The 16112-nt window shown below is 61.8% G+C and carries 16 protein-coding genes and 1 pseudogene; 5 read left to right on the top strand and 12 right to left on the bottom strand.

Features of this window, described 5'->3' with window-relative positions; all coding sequences use genetic code 11:
- Positions 1-150: 150 nt before the first annotated feature.
- Positions 151-315: pseudogene (ansB, locus tag AB3X99_RS13340) on the bottom strand (L-asparaginase 2); the annotation flags it as partial.
- A gap of 343 nt (positions 316-658) precedes the next feature.
- The gene (locus AB3X99_RS13345; protein WP_368617168.1) at positions 659-1294 is read right to left on the bottom strand and encodes a LysE family translocator; all 636 of its coding nucleotides are present in this window, start codon (positions 1292-1294) and stop codon (positions 659-661) included.
- Between the two features lie 392 nt (positions 1295-1686).
- On the opposite strand from AB3X99_RS13345, the gene AB3X99_RS13350 reads away from it, so the two are divergent.
- The gene (locus tag AB3X99_RS13350) at positions 1687-1911 is read left to right on the top strand and encodes a hypothetical protein (protein WP_028205419.1); all 225 of its coding nucleotides are present in this window, start codon (positions 1687-1689) and stop codon (positions 1909-1911) included.
- A 97-nt stretch (positions 1912-2008) separates the two neighbouring features.
- On the opposite strand, the gene AB3X99_RS13355 is transcribed toward AB3X99_RS13350, so the two are convergent.
- Positions 2009-3265, bottom strand: coding sequence for an MFS transporter (locus tag AB3X99_RS13355; RefSeq protein ID WP_256094879.1), 1257 nt, complete (start codon positions 3263-3265; stop codon positions 2009-2011).
- A gap of 128 nt (positions 3266-3393) precedes the next feature.
- On the opposite strand from AB3X99_RS13355, the gene AB3X99_RS13360 reads away from it, so the two are divergent.
- On the top strand, positions 3394-4299 hold the full coding sequence (locus AB3X99_RS13360; RefSeq protein WP_368617169.1) for a LysR family transcriptional regulator: 906 nt from the start codon (positions 3394-3396) through the stop codon (positions 4297-4299).
- Positions 4300-4329: 30 nt separating this feature from the next.
- Here the strand turns inward: AB3X99_RS13360 and AB3X99_RS13365 are convergent, their stop codons facing one another.
- From AB3X99_RS13365 to AB3X99_RS13380, 4 genes are read right to left on the bottom strand one after another with little or no spacing between them, the layout of a single operon-like run.
- Positions 4330-5559 carry a cytochrome P450 gene (locus tag AB3X99_RS13365; protein ID WP_342947327.1) on the bottom strand — a complete coding sequence of 410 codons (1230 nt, stop codon included), beginning with the start codon at positions 5557-5559 and terminating at the stop codon, positions 4330-4332.
- Between the two features lie 39 nt (positions 5560-5598).
- Positions 5599-5919, bottom strand: coding sequence for a 2Fe-2S iron-sulfur cluster-binding protein (locus AB3X99_RS13370; protein ID WP_069266483.1), 321 nt, complete (start codon positions 5917-5919; stop codon positions 5599-5601).
- 50 nt (positions 5920-5969) lie between these two features.
- Positions 5970-6776, bottom strand: coding sequence for an SDR family NAD(P)-dependent oxidoreductase (locus tag AB3X99_RS13375; protein ID WP_368617170.1), 807 nt, complete (start codon positions 6774-6776; stop codon positions 5970-5972).
- A 50-nt stretch (positions 6777-6826) separates the two neighbouring features.
- Positions 6827-7630: an SDR family NAD(P)-dependent oxidoreductase gene (locus AB3X99_RS13380; RefSeq protein WP_368617171.1), complete on the bottom strand. Its 804-nt coding sequence runs from the start codon at positions 7628-7630 to the stop codon at positions 6827-6829.
- 433 nt (positions 7631-8063) lie between these two features.
- On the opposite strand from AB3X99_RS13380, the gene AB3X99_RS13385 reads away from it, so the two are divergent.
- From AB3X99_RS13385 to AB3X99_RS13395, 3 genes are all read left to right on the top strand, one after another.
- Entirely contained in the window at positions 8064-9050 is a 987-nt protein-coding gene (locus tag AB3X99_RS13385; RefSeq protein ID WP_368617172.1) for a phosphotransferase, read from the top strand.
- A gap of 147 nt (positions 9051-9197) precedes the next feature.
- Positions 9198-10148, top strand: a complete 951-nt coding sequence (locus AB3X99_RS13390; RefSeq protein ID WP_342947332.1) for a spirocyclase AveC family protein — start codon at positions 9198-9200, stop codon at positions 10146-10148.
- Complete coding sequence (locus tag AB3X99_RS13395) at positions 10145-11020, top strand: enoyl-CoA hydratase-related protein (RefSeq protein WP_368617173.1); 876 nt, start codon at positions 10145-10147, stop codon at positions 11018-11020. The genes AB3X99_RS13390 and AB3X99_RS13395 overlap by 4 nt, the downstream gene beginning before the upstream one ends.
- Positions 11021-11038: 18 nt before the next feature.
- Here AB3X99_RS13395 and AB3X99_RS13400 read toward each other — a convergent pair whose 3' ends face one another.
- The 5 genes from AB3X99_RS13400 to AB3X99_RS13420 form a co-directional block, all read right to left on the bottom strand.
- Positions 11039-12571 carry an AMP-binding protein gene (locus AB3X99_RS13400; RefSeq protein ID WP_368617174.1) on the bottom strand — a complete coding sequence of 511 codons (1533 nt, stop codon included), beginning with the start codon at positions 12569-12571 and terminating at the stop codon, positions 11039-11041.
- A gap of 32 nt (positions 12572-12603) precedes the next feature.
- Complete coding sequence (locus AB3X99_RS13405; protein ID WP_368617175.1) at positions 12604-13452, bottom strand: alpha/beta fold hydrolase; 849 nt, start codon at positions 13450-13452, stop codon at positions 12604-12606.
- A gap of 40 nt (positions 13453-13492) precedes the next feature.
- Entirely contained in the window at positions 13493-14392 is a 900-nt protein-coding gene (locus AB3X99_RS13410) for an NmrA/HSCARG family protein (RefSeq protein WP_368617176.1), read from the bottom strand.
- 241 nt (positions 14393-14633) lie between these two features.
- Positions 14634-15617, bottom strand: coding sequence for a phytanoyl-CoA dioxygenase family protein (locus AB3X99_RS13415; protein WP_368602253.1), 984 nt, complete (start codon positions 15615-15617; stop codon positions 14634-14636).
- Positions 15618-15657: 40 nt separating this feature from the next.
- Positions 15658-16086: a carboxymuconolactone decarboxylase family protein gene (locus AB3X99_RS13420; RefSeq protein WP_069266493.1), complete on the bottom strand. Its 429-nt coding sequence runs from the start codon at positions 16084-16086 to the stop codon at positions 15658-15660.
- Between the last annotated feature and the right edge of the window lie 26 nt (positions 16087-16112).

The raw sequence follows: 16112 nt of genomic DNA on the forward strand, positions 1-16112 counted from the left end.
GTGAAATGGCGTTTTCGGGAAGTTCCGATCTTACGCCGGTACCGTTGCACCAGGTCGCGTCGAGGACTGCGTCTGACCTGGCGAAGGTCCGCGATGGTGTCGACGCCGCCCGCACTGACCCAATGCAGAAGCAATCCTCATCGGTTGCGATCAGTAAGTTGCAGAAAACGCTGCCTGTACCTGGTCGGGCGACGTGATCCCATTGGCGATCAGCAGTTGGGTCAGCAAACGGGCCTTCTCAGGATTGAGATCGAGCGACGCGACAAATCCGCTCTTGCCATCGTCGACTTCGACGTTGCGGTTCAACTGAACAAAGCGGGCGATCCCACGACTCCGAATTCGATTGGTAGCGGGATGGACCACGCGTCACACCAGAGTCAGACCGGATGGTAGAAGCGGTCAAAAAAAGGACGATGCGGAGGTGGCATGTCCCTATGCGAGACTCGCATAACGTGGGAAAACCCTGGCCTCGCCGACGTGCGGTGCGAATCTCTTCGGTCTGCAGCAGGTAGTCACCTATCCGTAGTAGTCCAGATTAATTTGCGCGTGAGTGGAAGCGTTACTCATCTCCACAGGTCGGACCAGCGACTACTGGCCGGTCGACCTGGTGCCTGCATTCGGGAAAGCGCGCCACGACCATCGCGCCGCCCCGCGAGCCCTACTGCCGAATCCATGCCATCATCGCGCCAAACCCGACGAACACCCCGCCCGTCACGCGGTTGAACGCCTTTGCCACGCGGCGGCTCTTGAGCGTCGCGCCGATGCGCGTGCCAAAACCCGCGTAGACGAGATACCAGCTCACTTCGCACACGGCGAAGGTTGCAACGAGCACGCCGAACTGCGGCAGCACCGGCCGGGTCGCGTCGATGAACTGCGGCAGGAGCGCCGCCGCGAAGAGGATCGCTTTCGGGTTGCTGCCACCGATGAGAAAGCCGTTGCGATAGAGCGCGAGCGGCGAGCGCACGGGGCGCGCGGCCACACGTTCTGCAACATCGGCGGCGGCCTCGGGCACGGGTGCGCCCCACGCCTTGACGCCCAGGTAGACGAGGTACGCGGCGCCTATGAAGCGCAGCGCGTTGAACATGGTCGGCCACGCTTGCAGGAACACGCCGAGCCCGGCCGCCGAAACGGCGAGCATCAGAACCAGTGCGGAAAGGCAGCCAGCCATGGTCGCGCTCGTGCGGCGCAGTCCGTACTGCGCGCCGTGCGACATGATGAGCAACATGTTGGGACCGGGGATGGCGCAGACGACGAAGACGGTGACGAGGAACAGCCACCAGGTATGCAGATTCATTGCAGCGGCGAGATCAAAGAGGGCTGGAAAACGGCGAAGGGACGATTATGCCAGCGGAAGGCGCGAGCCTGGCCGCGGCCAGCAGGCCAGAGGTGATCCGGCGTGTCATGAGAATGCGGGGCGGGAAAAAGAAAAGCCCGCAGCGAATGCGGGCTTGAACCATGCCAATGGAGACATGGAGGAGACAACCTCACTATAGTCAAACAATTGACGCATCGCAATATATGTTCGTGTATCACATCGTTAATTATTGTCAGATTAATGAGTTAATGATTGATGCGGCCATCGAGCAGGCACACAATGAAGCGGCGCGCTCGCTGGATGGAAGGCGGCGCACGGGAGGCGAGATATCGCCTCGTCAGCCCGGAGCGGGTTTCAACTGGAGGGATGAAATGGGCATTCTGGACAAGGTGGGTGAAATTGCCGGTGCGGTTGCCGCTGTGGAAGGCGCCGAGAAGCTCGATCCGAACGCAGGCTTTCTGACCAAGGCCGCCGCCGCGGTTGCCGGTTTCGAGGGCGCCAAGGAAGTCGAGCAGCTAGTCGAGAAGAAGGAAGACGAAAAGCCCGCCGACGACAACACCGCGCAACCCGCGGATGGGTCGGATCAGCAGACGTGAGCGTATCGCTGCGCGCATGACGGTTTGACACAGGCACAGGAAAGCCGCGGCCGGATCAGCCGCGGCTTTTTCGTTGGACCACCTACCAGGCAGGCCGCTAGCGGGCAGAAGCCGGCGACGCGCGATAAACGAAGCCCAGCGCGATGACCGCAACCGTGAAGCCGAGGGCAACGAGGCACACGCCGCTCCAGCGCGCCGTGGCCCACGCCGCGCCGGCCATGAGCGCGCCCGCGGCGCCGCCGATGAAGAACATCCCCACGAAAATCGCATTGAGCCGGCCGCGCGCGGCGGGATTGAGCAGGTTGATCGCGCGCCGCCCGAGCGTCTGGTCGGCGATGACGCCGGCATCGAGCGCAGCCGCGCCCACGACGAGCAGGCCGAGCGCCAGCGCGGGATGCGCGGCGGGTGCAAAACCGCCCCAGCCCGCGCCCGCCACGCCTAACAGCAGGACTGCGCCGAGCATCGTCGCGTGCGCGGCGTATTGAACCGCGCGCCCCACGCCGTGATCGCCCAGCCGGCCCGCGAGCGGCGTGACGATCGCGCCGCTCGCGCCCGCTAGCGCGAACGCCGCAATGCCGTTCATGCCGAGCGAAAACGGCGGCTGCGACAGCAGCAGCGCGACGGCGGTCCAGAACGCCGAGAAGGCACCTAGTGCAAGTGCCGCGAGGAAGGCGCTGCGCCGCAGAACCCGCTCGGTGCGCAGCAACGTCCAGAGCGAATAAAGCAGATCGGCGTAGCGCGCCGTCACGCTCGGCATGCGGCGCGGCGTGCGCAGAAAGAGGACCACGGCGAGCAGGGCATCCGCCCCCGCTTCGATGCCGTAGAACGCACGCCAGCCCAGCGTTCCCGCAATCAGGCTCGCGAGCGGCCGTGAGAGCAGGATGCCCAGCATCAGGCCGCTCATCACGTTGCCGACGGCCCGCCCGCGCTGGCTTTCAGGCGCCATCGAGGCGGCCATCGGCACGAGCATCTGGATCACGCTGGAGGTCGCGCCCGCGAGGAACGCCGCGGCGAGAAAGAGCGGGCCCGAGCGCGCCAGTGCCGCGAGGGCCAGAAAGACCGAGCACGCAAGCAGCGTGCGGAAAATCAGGCGCCGGTTTTCCAGCAAATCGCAGAGCGGAACGAGCAGCAGCAGACCGGCAGCGTAGCCGAGCTGCGGCAGCATGGCGACCGCGCCGACGAATTCCGGGCGCAAACGCAGCGAATGGCTCACGAGCCCGGCGAGTGGCTGGGCCGCAGACAGATTGACGACGATTACGCCGACTGCGGCGGCGAAGAATAGCGTCATCGGTAGGGTGAGGGTGGTGTGCGTCGCCTGATTGGCGTGGCTCGTGGGGGCGGCCTCGCGCGCCATCGGACGCGTACAGGTTTCAGCAGGGTGCTCCATCGATTGGCTCCGCAACGTGGCAGGTCCAGCTATCGTAGGGAGCGTTACGTTATGCGACAATTGAATTATCGCGATAATCTTTATGCGGAGTCGTTGTGAACACTCGAGATCTGGAAGCCTTCGTGGCGGTGGTCGAAAGCGGCTCGCTCGTGCGGGCGTCGGAGCGGCTGTTCCTGACGCAGCCGGGCCTCACGCGCCGCGTGCAAAACCTTGAGACGACGCTCGGCATCGAGCTTCTGGATCGCCAGAGCAAGCCCCTCAAACCCACGGCCGCGGGTAACGAGGTATACGGCCTCGCGCGCTCGGTCCTGCGTGCGGTCGACGACCTGATGTCGGTCGCCTCGCCGGCGAGCGAGCCCGTCGGCGAGCTCAAGCTCGGTGTGCCGCCGTTTCTCTCGGAACTGGCGCTCGAACAGCCCGTCGATCAATTGCGCGGCGAGTTTCCCAAGCTGACGCTGCGCGTGAGGGCGGGCTGGTCGCCAGGCCTGCTCGACGAGGTCGAGCGCGCACGGCTCGATGCGGCCGTGATTCTGCTGCCCGCCGCGGTGATGCCGCCGGAGGGCGTGGTCGCGACCCAACTCGGCTACACGCCGACCCTCGTGGTCGCGGCGCGCTCGTTTGGTTTGCCCGACGAGCCCACCACGCTCGCGGCGCTCGCGCACCATCCGTGGGTACTGAATCAGGACGGCTGCGGGATGCGCTCGGCGCTGAGCCGGGCCATGGGCATGGCGGGTCTGCCGTTCAACGTCGCGGTCGAGGCCTTCGGTTCGGAACTGCAGCTTTCGCTGGTCGCGCGCGGCATGGGCGTCGGGCTCGCCGCGCCGCAGGCGCTCGCGCGCAGCCCGCTGCGCGACCAGTTGCAGATCATCGACGCGACCGACTTCCGCTCGGGCCTGAATGTCTGGCTCGTGCACGGGGCGCTGCCGGGGCGTCTCGTGCGGCCGGTCGCGCTGATCCGCGACGCGCTGGCGAACAGGCTGGAGATGGCCGAGGTGGCATGACGGCGTAGCGCCATATGGCTACTCCGAACGTTATGCGCTGAGCTGGTGGACATCGGAGTTCCAAACGAGCGGCACGCGTGTCACACAATTTACCATTCCCCCTTCAAAGCCAATCTGCCCTGCGGGATCAAGTTCGAAATCGGGAATGCGCCGGAACCATTCCTCAAGGAAAACGCGAATCTCGTTTCGGGCCAGCAGCGCCCCTGCACAGCGATGGGGGCCGTTGCCAAAGGCTGCATGTTGGGATGCATTCGCGCGCGCGAAATCGGCATGCATTGGGCACTGGAACTTGCGTTCATCCATGCCATGCAACAGTGGGCGGACGTACACCCGGTCTCCCGCCTTGAAGCGGACACCCTTATATTCGAAGTCGCGAGTCATCACACGGCCTGTGCTGGATGGTGCAAACATGCGCAGCAGTTCCTCGACGGCGTTGCCCACCAATTCCGGGTGCTCCGCCAGTTGGCGACGATGTGCTGGGTTGCGCGCGAGATAGAGCACGGCAAAACCCATGGTCGACGCGACAGTGTCGAGTCCGCCAAAGATGACGTTGACCATCATGCCGCGTATTTCCTGCTCAGTGAGAGGTCGTCCGAATACCGTTCCATTCACGATTGCACTGATCAGATCCGCTCCCGGCTCCTTTTGGCGATCGCGAATGATATTCTCAAGGTAGCCGAACAGCATGCGCTGCGACCACTCACGACGCTCTGGGTCATTCGCTCGAACGCTTGCCTCGGTCCACGCAAGCAGGTCGTCCAGATCGGTGAGCGGGAGATTCACGAGTCGCATGAAGATGGTGATCGGGAACTTCATGGCGAAATCGGACATGAATTCGCAACGGCCTTTCTTCTTGAAACCTTCGATAAGCAAGACCGCCAGTTCCCGGATTTCGCCCTCCATGTCACGGATAACCTTCGGCGCGAAGAAGCGGTTGATCAGCGCACGATAGTCTGCGTGCTCGGGAGGGTCGGCCGACAGAGGCAAGATCTGCATCGTCGTGCTGGCGGGAAGCGTGATCTCGTGCATCGAGAACGGGTCGTGATTGCGCTGCGCAAATTCGATATCCGCCGCTCGTGTGAGGATCCAGTGACCGCCGTTGTACGGCGTCCAGACAATGTCCGGACCATCGTGAAGGCGCTTCCACGCGCCGACAATGTCGGCTTCGCCGCCGGGAGGCTTGCTGAAATCCCAGTCTACGACGAGTTCTTGAGGTACATGATCGGGAACCGGTACGAGAGGGACAGCGATATGGGACATGTGAGTTCTCCGCGAACGAGTGTTCACCGGTTGCTTTGATCAGGTTTGCGAAGCGGGTAACCGCACGACTAATCCGTCGAGTTCATTGGTCACCCGAATCTGGCAACCGAGCCGGCTGTTGCTATTCGCATCGATGGCGCCGCTCAGCATATCCAGTTCGGCGTGCTTCGCGGGTGGAATCCTTGCGGCCCACATGTCGTCGACATAGCAGTGACATGTCGCGCAATTGCAGTAGCCCCCGCAATCGGCGAGGATGCCAGGCACCGAGTTTTCGATGGCTGCCTGCATCAACGACTGGCCGGCATTCGCCTCGACGGTATGCTCCGTGTCGTCATGCTCGATGAAAGTAATCCTCGGCATTTCAGTATCCTAAGTTTTTACTGCTGCGCGCACATCGTTGCGGCTGTTGCCTAGCTGACCGTGAAGCCGCCGTCCACAGCGATGATCTGGCCGGTGACGTAGCTCGCTGCGGGGCTTGCGAGAAAGAACACACTCTGGGCGACTTCGATTGGAGCGGCCATCCGCCCCATAGGAACGCGGCCAGCGCCCACGATCGGCCCGCGTATCCTGAACGTGGTGCTGATGTTTTTGCCGCCCTCGCTGGCCATACCGCCAGGCAGGATCGAATTGACGCGAATTCCATCGACCGCAAATTCGCTGGCCAGTGTTCGCGTAATGCTGTCCACGCCGGCCTTCGCGGCGTCGTAGTGGGCGTTGACGCCCCACAACGTCGGGCGAAGCGCACCGACGGAGGAGATGTTGACGATCGAGCCACCTTCGCCCTTTTCCTTCATGCGCGTAATCGCCTCGCGGCAACACAGAAAAGTGCCACGTAGCGTGACGTCCTGCATCTGGTCCCACTGCTCCACAGACATTTCGAAAAACTCAGCCTTCGAACGGTGGGCAGCGTTGTTGACGAGAATGTCTACGGCACCGAATTTTGCATCGATGGCTGCAAAGAGTGCCTTGACGGAGGCTTCGTCCGCAACGTCCACCTTGCATGGCAATACAATGCCACCGTTTGCCTCGATATCCGCCGCAGTGGCGGACGCGACATCCGGGTTCAGGTCGGCGATCACGACGTTGGCGCCCGCCTCAGCAAGCAGTCGCGCTGTTTCGCGGCCTAGACCTTGCGCAGAGCCGGTAACGACGGAAGTCTTTCCCGTGAGATTGAAAATCTGCGCGAGGCGCGCGCCGATCTGGTTTTCGCTAAACATGGAATGCTCCGTGTGAGTAGTCGCTCAGAGTTGTGCTTCCTGGCGGACCTTCAGCTAATCAGAAATCCGCCGTCGAGCGTAATCGACTGGCCTGTCATATAGCGGCCCGATGGACCCACAAGGTACAAGACCGCCGCCGCGATGTCGGCGGGATCTCCCCATCCAAGCGGCAAGCGTCGCTCTGCATCCGTGCCGGGGCCCGTGAGCTTTCCTTTCTTCAGGCGAGCCTGCATGTCGGGATGAAACTGAACCTTGCCGGGCACGGCGCCTGGAAGCACGCAGTTGACGAGGATCTGCTCGGAGGCATAGTCGAGCGCCGCGGAGCGAGCCAAGCCCGTTACGCCGGCTCGCGCGGCGCCGTAAGCGCCATTGCCGTTGAGGACGGCATGCATCGCTCCCATAGTGGTCACGTTCACGATGCGGCCACCCCGGCCCGCGGCGAGCATGTGCTTGATCGCTTCTCGCATGCAAAAAAAAACGGACTTCAGGTCGATCGACATGACTTCGTCCCAGGCCGCTTCGGTGAAATCCGTGAGCGGTCCGTTATTGGTCATCGCGGCGCAATTGACCACGATGTCGGGGCTGCCCCAAGTCGCCTTCGCCTGTTCGAACAACGCGATCACGGAGGCTTCGCGCTCCACGTCCGTCTCGATCGCGACAGCATCCCCGCCTGCCAAAAGGATTCTGTCGACGACAGGCTGCATGTGTGCCGCGCTGTGATCCGCGATCACGACCTTCGCGCCGGCTTCGGCCAGCACAGGGGCAATATCGATACTGGAATTGCGTCCCTTGTCGGTCACGACAGCGACTTTTCCGCTGATGCCGAATAGCCGTTCAAGCACGGTCGTGGTCATCGGGTTGTCTCCTGAAGGATTGTCGATTTTTCTGCATTCTAGCGACAACCCACGACGCACAATGGTTACCGTATGGAACAATTAGAGTGAATAATTTTCATCAAATCTGAGCGCGCGAGACGGCGAGTCTTCAGGGCGGCGAGGCGATTGCCAGGCCGGTACCGGAGTGAAAGTATGTACGCAAACGTGTACGGTGTTCTATATTTAAAACAATGACGCCAGCCGGGATTTCCCCTGTTGCGAGCGTCTGGAGGTGCCGCGCAACATGCGCGAACTCACATGCACTGCTCAGGAGCGCGTCAACATGCTTGTTGCGAACATATCGAACCCGGCTCCCGAAAGGCTCCCCTTACACGTCGAGGAAATCACGACGTCGTGGCTGACGTCGGCGCTCGCGCGCGGTCATGAGGGCGTGACGGTCGAATCACTCGCAGTGAGCGATGTGATGTACGGAACCGCTACCAAAGTCAGGGTGCATCCTGGCTACAACGCAAGGGGGCGCGAGCTAGGCCTGCCGGAGTCGTTGATCGTGAAGGGCGGTTTCGTTCCAGAATATCGGAATCTGAACGCCTACATATACGAATACGAGGCGAGGTTCTTCAAGGAAGTCCATCCTCACATGCACGCGAACGTACCGGCCTGCTTTTACGCAGAGACGGACGCTCGAAGCGGGCAGTCTATCGTGATCCTCGAAGATCTACGCTCGCGGAACGTTGAATTCTGCCGCGTGCAAAAGCCGCTCACATTTGCGCAGGCCGCGGCGAATCTGGACGCGCAGGCACGTTGGCACGCCCAGTTCTGGCAATCGCCGGAACTCGACAGCGGTGGTGAACTGGCCTGGCTGGCGCCGCAGGATCCGCTGCCCGACGGCGAGTCAGGCACGTATCACTGGGGCCAGTTGAAACCCGATGTTTTCGCAAGCTATACGCAGTTGCCGCGCGGGGCTGCCGTGCCAAAGCGGTTTCATGATCGGGACTGGATGGAGCGCGCGTTGCTCGATCTGCGCGCTTTCGACCGAATCGGGCCGATGACGCTTCTCCACGGCGACGTTCACCTCGGAAATCTGTATTTCGACCGCGACGGCACGCCCGGTTTTCTCGACTGGCAGTCGTATCGACGCGGACCGTGGGCGCATGATGTCACGTATTTCCTGATCTCAGCATTGGACATTGCGGATCGACCGCGATGGGAACGTGCGTTGCTGGAGCACTATCTCGAGCGGCTTGCGTTTTACGGGGTGAAGGAGCCGCCGTCATTTGAAACCGCGCTCGAGGCGTATCGGCGGCACATCGTCTACGGGCTGTTCTTCTGGCTCGTGAACCCGGTGGAATGGCAGGTGGAAGTCAACAATTGCGCAGTTGCCCCGCGATTCGCAATGGCTGCGCTCGATCACGAGATTCATGACCTTATCGGCCGATAACAACCTTCGGGGCGTTGAATGACACGGCCAGGCGTGCCGCTATCGAAGCCGGCATTGCGTATTGCGCTTGACGTTGCCTCCTCAGCAGGGTACATTTTTTAGACCATCATTCACAAATGTGAATGGTGTGATGATGAGGAGGCAAGCATGTCGGAGATGGTCGCTCGACGCAGTACGACCTGGCACAGGGTGTATGCGTGGGCTGCGCTCGGTGCGCTTTTCGCGTTTGCGCAAATCCATGCCTACGTGGCATGGATTCGTTCGGAGGACTTTCGCCCCGTCGATGTGGGCACGGACACGATTCCGGAATCCGTGAAGGCGACGATCGACCATTACCAATGGGTCAGCGTGTTGCTGTTGATTCCGGTGGCAATATGGTTCGTCTACGGAATCGTCAAAAGCCGCCGCATCGACGCGGTGCGTCTCATGATGATCGGCTGGCTCTCTGCCTACTGGCTTGATCCGTGGCTGGACTTTCTTCGTCCGATGTTCACCTATAACGCCTATGCATTGAATTATGGCTGTTGGTGCCGTTTCATTCCGTTCTGGCAATCGCCACATGCGCGCATTGCTGAGCCCATCCTGATAGACGCACCGAGCTATTTCTACACTTTCACGGGTACCGCAGTGGTCGCGCTATGGGCGATGCGTGCGGTCCGCAAGCGTTGGCCCCGTGCAGGTAACGTTGGACTCACGCTCGCGGGCTTTGCGGCCATCTGGATGACGATGGGTTTGCTCGATATCGCCGCCAGCCGCTTCATGGGATTCGACGCATGGCCGGGCGCGTTTCAGCGTGTTTCCTTCTGGGGCGGTCACTACTACCAGTTTCCGGTTTACGAGTTCCTGCTGTTTCCGTCCGCCTTCGTGGCTTCTGCGTTCCTACTGATGAGCGTCGACAACAACGGTTACACGGCGATCGAACGAGGCGTCGATCGTCTCGAGTGCCATTCTGCGGTTCGCACGGCGCTGCGCGTGCTGGCCTTCGTCGCGTTTTGCAATGTACTGAATCTTGCCTACACGACCGCAATGGGTGTGCACGCGGTATATGCGGATCCGTGGCCGACGGATATGCCGAGTTGGCTGGCGAACGATCGATGAACAACCGGAACGTTCAGCGCTTCGAGAACGTCGAGTATTACGTAGAAGACGACGTGGCCGTCGTCGCGATGGGCCACCCGCCGGTCAACGGGCTGGACCTCGGAGTTCGTCGCGGGCTCGTCGCTGCGTTCGAAGCGGCGCGGCACGATCCGGAAGTTCGAGCGATCGTGCTCAAAGGCTGCGGTCGTGGCTTCTCGGCAGGCGGCGACATCCGCGAATTCGGCACGGCCGCTGCGGCGGCAGCCCCCGCGTTATCGCTGCACGTTCATCCGGTGATCGAGGCGAGCGAGAAGCCGGTTGTCGCCGCTATTCACGGATTCGCCATTGGCGGTGGGCTGGAAACGGCGCTGGTCTGCCATTACCGGCTTGTCGCGGGCAATGCGCAGATCGGGCTGCCGGAGTGCAGGCTTGGTGTGATCCCTTTGTCCGGGACGCAGCGTTTGCCGCGTCTGCTGGGCCTCGCAGAATCGATCGAATTCATTCTTGGCGCGCAGATCGTGACCGCGAGTACGTTCTCCGGAACAGCACTATTCGACCGAATCGTCGAGGGCGATGAGCAGCACGTGTTGCGTCTGGCGATCGAACTGGCGCGAGAGAAAATCGGCAGCGCTGCGTTGCCATTGATAAGTCGGCTGCCATTGCCGGATCACGATCCGGTTCCCGTTATCGCTCAGGCGCGTGCACGTCTTGCCTGTGGCGATGCGATAGAGAGCAAGTGTCTGGATGCCATCGCTGCAGCCGCCGAGTCGACTGATTTCGAGGCGGGCCTGGCCGCCGCGCGTGCGATTTACGATCGACTCGCCGCGTCCGAAGAGGTGTCGCGGCAGCGAGATCGCTTTTTCAAGTCCCGCCAGGACAATCACGCGCGATAGGTGCCGACTGAACTGCCGTTACGTGGAAAGCTGCTTGCGCAGGTCGCCTTTACGCACTTTTCCCGATGGCGTGCGGGGTAGTTCTGCAACGATGCAAAGATGCTCGGGGGTCTTTTGCTTCGCCACACCCGCGGCGGCAAAGTGGGTCTGAACTGCGTTCAGGTCGAGTGCCGTGTGTTCGTGCAGGACGACTACGGCACAGACTCTTTCGCCGTACCGGGCGTCGGGTTGGGCCACGACGGCGACATCGCGCACTGCGGGATGAGCGGCAAGCACACGCTCCACTTCGAGCGACGAAATGTTTTCTCCACCGCGAATCACGATGTCCTTCTTTCGGTCAGTAATGGTCAGGCAGCCGCTTTCGTCGAGATGGCCAATATCGCCAGTCCGGAACCATTCGTCGAGAGTGAATGCCGCCGCATTGAGTGCCGGGTCGGTGTAGCCGACGAACAACTCCGGTCCCTTGATGAGAATCTCGCCGTCGTGTCCCGCAGGCAGGTCGCGATCCAACTCGTCGACAACGCGCACCTGAGAGCCGGGCTGAACGCGCCCGTCCGTGTTGGCTCGAATTTCAAAAGGCGAATCGGCCCAGCCAACGCTCACCGTCGAGTGTTCGGTCAACCCATAAGCGCGTGTTCCCTTAAATCCGGCACGATCGACGAGGGCGACGTGCTCGGGCGTGACGCCCGTGCCGCCCAGACCGTAAGACACGAGCGACGCCAGGCTGCGGCCGTCACGATGAGCGGCATCAAGGAGTCCTTGAAGATGGAACGGCGTGCCGCCCGAAAGGCGTACCTGGTGCTGTTCAATGAGTCGCGCGGCGAGTGAGGCGTCCCATCGATCCATGAACACCATCTCCGTGCCGGTGACGAAGGGGCGCAACAGAAAATTGAAGCCTGCGATATGCCCGGCAGGGAAGGGCGTGAGGTATGGCCCTGGCCCGTCGATGAACGGAATCTGCCACTCTGCGCCAACGGTTCGATGCGAGTGCTGTACGCCTTTGGGAGAAGCCGTCGTTCCCGAGGTGTACAGCAGCAGGCAGATGTCTTCCGACATGGGCGCATCCACAGAATGCCGATCGTGCGTTGTCGCCGCGAGTCGTTGCAGCGCATCGAACGTGATGCCATTCGCGGGCGCCCGATCGCCAACGACGATAACGCGCTCCAGATCGGGTGGGTCGCCCAGCGCGGCGACACGCTCCAGGTAGTCCGTGCCGCACCAGACGTCGGGTACGCAAAGAAATCGGGCGCGCGACTGCCGGAGGATGAAGCCGACTTCGGCTGGACCGTAGATGTGGACGATCGGTACGAGCACGGCGCCGATTTCGAGTGCAGCCAGATACAGAAGCGCAGTCTCGCGTTGCGTGGGGAGCTGTATCGCGATCACATCGCCTCGACGCAGGCCGATCGCTCGCAGCGCCTTGCCGATTTCTCTCGCGTCGTGCAGTAGGGACTGCGTGGTGCACGTATAGGCGCCGCCCTGGGTATGAAAATGGAGCGGCGTAGCGCCGTGCCGTTCGACGGCGCGCGCTATCAGCGCCGAGAGGGGCAACTCGCTCGACCAGGTTGCAGTTGTGTCGGGTTTCATGCCAGCAACGCCCGTAAGAGGCTGACCAGCGCAAGCGGCTGGTCTAGCATCATGTGATGGCCTGCGCGCGGCATCGTGATGGGTCCCTTCGCGCCGGGAATTGCCGCTACGATGTGGCGCGCGCGATCCGCTCTGACCACGCTGCTGCACTCGGCGTGAACGTAGCTGACGGGAACCGTGATGCGGGTCAGCAGGTCTTCCTCGCCTTCGACCGGCTGGAGATCCCGAAGCTTCGGGTCGAAGCGCCACACCCAGCCGTCGGCGGTTTGGCGAAGCGATGTCTGCGCGAGATGTTCGAGAAGCCACGGCCCGCAATCCTGCTCGGGGATGAGGCGAAACCGGCTGACGGCGGTTTGCCAGTCCGGATAGGGACGTGGAGGCGGGCGTCGTTCCACGGCAGGCAAGCTGTCACCGCGTAGCATGAAATACGAATCGAGCACGATGGCATGCGAGAGACGATCGGGAAAAGTCGCGCACGCCTGCAGGAGACGCGATCCGCCGAAGCTGTGGCCGACCGCGACGCACGGACCGGAGCCGATTGCATCCACGACGGCTACGAGGTCGCGCGCGAAAATGTCTGCGCTGTATTCCTGCCTGTAGCCGCTCTCACCCATGCCGCTGAAATCCAGAGCGAACACACGAAAGCGGTCGGTGAAGAACGGCGCAATGAAGTCCCACCAGTGCGTGTGCCCTAGAAATCCATGCGCGAAGACGAGCGGAGGTTTGCCTGTGTCTGCGGCGTTCCAGGAGACATAGTGCACTGCGGCCCCGCCGGCTTCGGTGAAGTGAGAGCGGCGTGGCTGGCTCATGGCGAGATCGAACCAGGAGGGGGCACAGACATTCATTGCGGCTTTTCCATTGCTCAAGGATTGTTTCGCACACCTGTCACGCAAGCGGGATGTGCTGTCGATTTGCGGCGATCCAGTCTGTCATCGAGGTCAGCTGGATGCCACGTTCGGAGAGCGAATCGATGTCGACGCGATACCCGACCGCGTTGATCCATTCCTGCGCGTTCACCCACCCCGGTGCGAGGCCCTTTGCTCGCGCTTCGTCCGGCGAGACGTGCGAAACGCGAATCTGTGTGCCAAGGACCTGACCGAGGCGAGATCCCACTTCAGACATCGTGAGCTTCTCCGAAGCCAGCGGCACAGTCTCGCCATGCCAGCGTTGCGCGTCGTTGAGCGCGCTGGCTGCGAGCGCACCCACGTCGTCGGCGGCGATCCAGTCGAGCCGGGAGGCGGGCAGCAACGCGCTGAGCAGCAAGCCCTCGCGCAGGTGCGGGAACATCGTGCCCGCTTTCGGCTCAGCAAGATTGTCCATCATGAATGCCGGTTGCAAGACCGTCCATGATTCGAAGCCTGCAGAGCGAACGGCCTCTTCGACGTCCCACTTGTCCGTCCAGTATTTTTGATTCCAGCGCTTCTCGTGCCAGTCTGGAAACGTCAAATGATTGCCTGCCTGCGCCACGGAGGTATGAACGAATTGCGGGACGCCCGCGTTGCGCGCTGCGTTGATGAGCGCGAAACCCTGGCGACGCTCCCTGTCGCTGCGATCGAAATCGGGGAGGAGAACGGAAAAGACGGAGCGGACGCCCTCCATCGCTTTGTCGAGCGACTCGCGGTCGTCCAGATCCCCCCTTAGGCCCTGCGCATTCATTTCGATGAGTGCCCGGGCAGCAGGCGAATCTGGATCTCGCGTCAGGAAGCGCACTGTACGCCCAGCCGCAAGGAGGCGACGAGCGGTGGCCCCCCCTTGCGCGCCAGTAGCGCCGATGACGAGTATCACGTCGGATGAATCGGCCATGATTTTTCCGGTGGTCGAACTACAGAGAAATGCCAGCCGTGTCGTGGCCGGGCGCATAGCACGCGAAGTCACTAGCCAGGCGACAGGTCATCCCAGAATGGCCTGGAATTGTGCCGTTATTCTAATATTAGCACGACGTTCAGAAAAATACGTTGGGTGAATGCCCGGGCTGAAGGACGCGAAGCGGAAAGACGAAGCGTCGTCTTTCCGCTGTGATGGACGATCAATGCTGCGGCCGCAGCGTTTGAACGAGGCCGCCTTCATGGGCGACGATCACTTCGCAGCCCGGCTGATAAACGTCGGCAATCTCGTCGCCGCGCACGCGGTTGCCCTGGAAACCGCGCAAATAGCTCGTTTCGTCGAGCCGCAAGACATGCTCGCCATCCGCGTCGCGCACAACGATCTGGTCAGGCGCGATAGACGTCAGCGTGCCCACATAGGGCAGCCGCGGTGCGAACGGGAAACTGCCGCCTTGCGGCAGGATCCGCGTGTCGAGCGATAGGCGGAAGCGGTCGGAATGATTGCTGAGCCCGGAATGCGGCGTGCGCCGGCTCATCAACAGCACGTCGCCCAGGCGGTAGTTCGTGCGGCGCCATGCGTCCTCGGGCACGCTCGCGAGATCGATGGGAATGATCTTGTCGCCGTCCTTCTTATGGAGGCACGGAAGCTTGTGCAGCCCTTCCGCAACGGCCAGCCCACCGACCTGCGCATCGATATCGCTGAGTGGAATCCAGCAAATGATGAAGTCGAGGCGGTCGCTGTAGATCGCATCTTCGTGAATGAAGTCGAAGCGTGTGCGGCTTTTGTCGATGGCGGGCGGCGAAGTGCGGTATTCGGTAAACGGCACCCAATAAAGCGGTACGTCGAAGAGCCGCTGGAAGAATGCGCGCGTTGCGGGATCTTCCATCACGGTTCGCGCGGCGCGCTGCTCATTCATTTCCTTCACGGGAAAGAAGCTGAAATTTTCGCGCTCCTTGCCGGTCCATCGCACGTCCCGATCGTTACGGTCTACGAAACCGTTGCGATCGAGGTGGTCAACGAGCAGCGCGCGCATGCGTTCGAGCGGCTCGTGGTCCAGTACGTCGCGGAAGAACAGGTAGCCGTCTTCGTCCCAGCGTTTTTGCAGCGCGGCGTGATCGCCTAGCAGATCGTTCGAAACGTTGAACTCGCGCATCGTCGGCACGATATCCACGATTGGTGTGCTCACAAATTGTCTCCTCTGGTCGCAGGGGCGCTTTGCCGACGTCTCACAGCAATCCGCGTTCTTCCGAAGTGCGGGTGGTAGTGTCGATACCCAGTTCCCGCAGCGTCTCGAGTACGGCCGTGGTGGCGGAGGCGACAGCCGGGAAGCCTGCATACGGCAGCGCCTGGATTAGCACGCCTTCCAGTTCGCGTGCGCTCAGACCGTTGCGTACTGCAATGCGGACGTGGTTTTTCAGTTCGAGCGTCTGGCGGTTGGCAATCAGGATGCCGAGCGTCACGAGGCTGCGCTGTTTGCGCTCAAGCTTGTCGTCGCCCCATACGTCCGCGAATGCGTAATTGACGGCAAGGCGTGAAATATCGGCGCCGAAGCCGTTGGACTCGCTTGCGGCCCGCAGGCCGGCTGCCTTTTCCTCACCCATGATTTCGCCGAATACCTTTAAACCATAGGCGTGTTTCTCTTCCAGGCTCTTCATTTGCGTCTCCTGTTTTACCGCAGCGG

Origin of the sequence: Paraburkholderia sp. BR10882 (genome assembly GCF_040948855.1) — a bacterium.
GTDB classification, from domain to species: domain Bacteria; phylum Pseudomonadota; class Gammaproteobacteria; order Burkholderiales; family Burkholderiaceae; genus Paraburkholderia; species Paraburkholderia nodosa_A.